The organism is Palaeococcus sp. (in: euryarchaeotes), from assembly GCF_053987695.1.
The window spans coordinates 1-3317 of the sequence record NZ_JBMXHE010000011.1 but is presented as its reverse complement, the minus strand read 5'-3'; the positions used below and the strand labels follow the sequence as shown (position 1 = coordinate 3317).

Genomic DNA, 3317 nt, shown 5'->3' with positions numbered 1-3317 from the left:
CGTTTATGAGGGCGATCTTGGCATTCTCCACACGCCTTGGCATCCTTGGGTGAACCCTCTCCTTATCAATGACAACACCCCTAATGAGCGTGCTTGCCTCAACGGTCTCTCCTTCCTTCTTCTCAATCTTTATGTTATCGATGTCGACTTCAAACTTATCGCCAACCTTCTCGGCAACCTGCTTAACGGCATCGACGGCCAGCCTGGCCATCTTCTCCTTGTGACTCTCGGCGCTCTTCCCCGTAATCGCGGTCATGGCTATCTTCATGAGCGTCTCCTCGTTCTCTGGGTCCACTTTGATAGCAATCTCCTCAAGAACCTCTTGGGCTTTCTCGGCAGCCATCGTGTAACCCTTAACGATAATGCTCGGGTGAATGTTTTGATCAAGCAATTCCTCAGCCTTCTTCAAAAGTTCACCGGCGATAACGACGGCTGTTGTTGTACCATCTCCTGCTTCCTTATCCTGGGTCTTGGCGACCTCAACCATCATTTTGGCAGCAGGGTGCTGAATGTCCATCTCGTCGAGAATTGTGGCACCATCGTTTGTTATGATGATGTCTCCGAGGCTGTCCACGAGCATTTTGTCCATTCCCTTTGGTCCGAGAGTCGTTCTTACGGTCTCGGCAATTATTCTTCCCGCTAGGATGTTCAACCTCTGGGCGTCCCTACCAACATACCTCTGAGTTCCCTCTGGGAGAATAACAACCGGCTGTCCTGCGAGTTGGGCCATCCCAACCCACCTCCTTCCTTTTTTCTAAAATGAGGTTGTCAGATTTAGTGATATTTTGATTCCATCAATAAATTCCTTTGCACTATTTATAAAATTTACGGTGAGTTGAACGTAAAGGATAGCAGATTTTTTTGAAAAATAAAAAAGAAGAGGGCTCTATTACAGGATAAATCGGCAAAAATCGAGAAATTATGAAAATACAGCTAGAGCTGCATTATTAAAGGTATCAAAAATGGTGCCAGTGCAGTGAGTATGAAGCCGTGTATAAAGGCGATTATAGTTATCTCGGTTCCTCCAAATTTCACGAGTATTGGGAGCGTGGAGTCCATGGTAGTTGCACCACCCATTGAGACAGCGAGCTCCTTTGGAATCTTTTTTATAACTACGGGATAGAAGATTATCGTGAAGATTTCCCTCGTTAAATTTGCGAGGAACCCTATGACGCCGTAGAGAGGGGAATACTGAGCCAGCAGTGGGCCGGTTAACGAATACCACCCAAAACCTGCAGAGATTGCGAGTCCGAGCTTCATGGGAGTTCCCACCAAAAAGGAAGCCAAACCGCCTCCCAAAAGAGAGCCAAGTATCGTGCTTATGGGCAGTAAGAGGGAAATTCTGCCCAGTTTTTTGATCTCTTCCCTGAGACCTTTACTCCTCCCTATGTCCATCCCAATTATGAAGATGAGGAGGTACAGCATCAGCGCGGAAAGATTTCCAGAGTTTAGGGAAGTGTATCTCCCCACCATGATACCCGAAAGAAGGGCTCCCAGAACGAAATATAAAAATTTCATCGCCTTCCCCCCAGGAGAAGCGAGAATGCAAGGCTGCCCGTTATGGTCAGAGCCGCGAAGGTGATGGAAATTATTAAAATGCTCGCGGCATCTATTTCGACCCTTCCCGCTTCAACACCCATGAAGAAGATTAAAAGGAGGAGAATGGCACTTAGAGGCTTATCCAGATTCATCCGGAGCCTTTCCTTAAAGAGATAGCCAATTGCAACTCCCAGGAATAGGGGTATGAAAATGTTCATGCATTCTATTCGAGCTTTGAAATAATAAACTTAACGCTTTAATGCTATTCAGCAGGAGCATAGTAGCATCTCTTCGGCTATGTTATCTTTCCTTCTTTCTTTAGCTTTTTAATTGCTTTATCCACTCCTTTCTTATCTATCCCTGCATATTTGTCTCCTCTTACATGATACCCATCGCTAAAATTTCGTGTTGAACTCTTATATGTTCTCGCTATGTGGTATGGTACAAAAGCATATAACGTTTCATCTAACTAAAATTTTAATCCTCTTAAAATCTTCAAAGAAGCAAACCATTAACCTCCGAAAATGTTAATAACTTTGACGAGAAATTAACTACAGCGGTTCTAAATGGAGATAACCGATAGAGAGGTTTTTGGGATTGCTGTGAATGCCGAGATAAGGGTCAGCTGATGAAAGATATAAACTTCAACTTCTGAGTCCACTACCCTATTTCACCGTTGATTGCAACCCATGCCACATACACGAGGAAGGCTATTGTGGAGTATTCTATAAATGCTTTTAAGCGTTCGTCCCTGACCCTTCTGGCTATGAAGAGCTCCGTACCGGCATAGCTGTGAGCAAGGAGAAGAAGGAGCAAACTTAACTTGAAGAGCCTCCCCAAATGCACGAAGCTGGCCCTCGCAAAATCTAGGAAGAGAGAAGCCCTCTGGGCAGACGTGCTTGTCAACGCATAGCCGCTAACAACCATTAGCCCGGTAAATAGGAGAAGGGGGAATGAAGTCCACTCTACGAGCTTTAAAGCGGTGTTTGTTTTCATTCACCTGCCCCCGTGGGGTGGAGCTTATATCTCATCACCACGAACTCTCTGTAGTCCATTACCTTCTCAAAGCCCTTCTTGAGATAGTAAGAGTACGCTTCAAGCTCGGGGAAGGTTATCACATACGCTTCCTTCCCAAGTTCTTTCAGGCGCTTTATTGCAAACTCGAGGAGCTTTGAACCATACCCCTTGCCTTTGTAATTGGGATCCACCATGAAGAACTCTATTAAACCCGTTTTTTTACCCTTAATCTCTCCAGGCACCCACCAGACATCCTTGTCCTCAAGATTGTAAACGAGCGCAACTGTCCCGATGATCAAATCATCCTCCTTTCCAACATAGAGCTCATCAAATTCCTTCCCGAGACGGAACTCCAGAAAGGGCTCGTATGCCTTCTTAAAACCTTTGAAATCATTTATAGATGGTTTTTCCTCCACCCATTCCAGCGCAGGATATGCACCCTCAGTACCTTGATAGACGTGGAACACAAACTCAATGAGAGCCTCCCTGAGTTTGAGGGGTTCTTCAACTCTCAGTATCCTCACCTCAACCACCCATTGAATTTAGGCGGGAAGGGATAAAAACGTTGGGATAATGTTAATAGAATGGAAGCCAAATAGTATATAGGCATGGAGCAGGAAAAGCGAACATGGGTGTTCTATGAGAAAGCCGCAGAAGAAGCTGAGGATGAGAGCGTTAAGCGCGTTTTTAGAGAATTTGCAAGAGTCGAGAAGGCACACGGCCAGTTTGAATGGTGAAACCATATAATGAAATCTCCACCA

At 45.3% G+C, this 3317-nt stretch carries 6 protein-coding genes; 1 reads left to right on the top strand and 5 read right to left on the bottom strand.

All coding sequences use genetic code 11. The features are described from left to right. From ACXJGZ_RS01450 to ACXJGZ_RS01430, 5 genes are all read right to left on the bottom strand, one after another. Positions 1 to 730 (bottom strand): TCP-1/cpn60 chaperonin family protein (locus ACXJGZ_RS01450; protein ID WP_456398024.1); only part of this gene is annotated, 730 nt, incomplete at its 3' end. Between the two features lie 203 nt (positions 731 to 933). Continuing rightward, a complete protein-coding gene (locus tag ACXJGZ_RS01445; RefSeq protein WP_293255699.1) occupies positions 934 to 1518 on the bottom strand; it encodes a LysO family transporter in 585 nt (194 codons plus the stop codon). Further along, the gene (locus tag ACXJGZ_RS01440) at positions 1515 to 1757 is read right to left on the bottom strand and encodes a LysO family transporter (RefSeq protein ID WP_456321975.1); all 243 of its coding nucleotides are present in this window, start codon (positions 1755 to 1757) and stop codon (positions 1515 to 1517) included. The genes ACXJGZ_RS01445 and ACXJGZ_RS01440 overlap by 4 nt, the downstream gene beginning before the upstream one ends. A gap of 442 nt (positions 1758 to 2199) precedes the next feature. Then, a complete protein-coding gene (locus ACXJGZ_RS01435; protein WP_456398021.1) occupies positions 2200 to 2535 on the bottom strand; it encodes a hypothetical protein in 336 nt (111 codons plus the stop codon). Beyond that, the gene (locus tag ACXJGZ_RS01430) at positions 2532 to 3080 is read right to left on the bottom strand and encodes a GNAT family N-acetyltransferase (RefSeq protein WP_456398019.1); all 549 of its coding nucleotides are present in this window, start codon (positions 3078 to 3080) and stop codon (positions 2532 to 2534) included. The genes ACXJGZ_RS01435 and ACXJGZ_RS01430 overlap by 4 nt, the downstream gene beginning before the upstream one ends. Positions 3081 to 3164: 84 nt before the next feature. Here ACXJGZ_RS01430 and ACXJGZ_RS01425 point away from each other — a divergent pair, with 84 nt between their 5' ends. After that, complete coding sequence (locus ACXJGZ_RS01425) at positions 3165 to 3293, top strand: ferritin family protein (RefSeq protein ID WP_456398017.1); 129 nt, start codon at positions 3165 to 3167, stop codon at positions 3291 to 3293. The last annotated feature ends 24 nt before the right edge of the window (positions 3294 to 3317 follow it).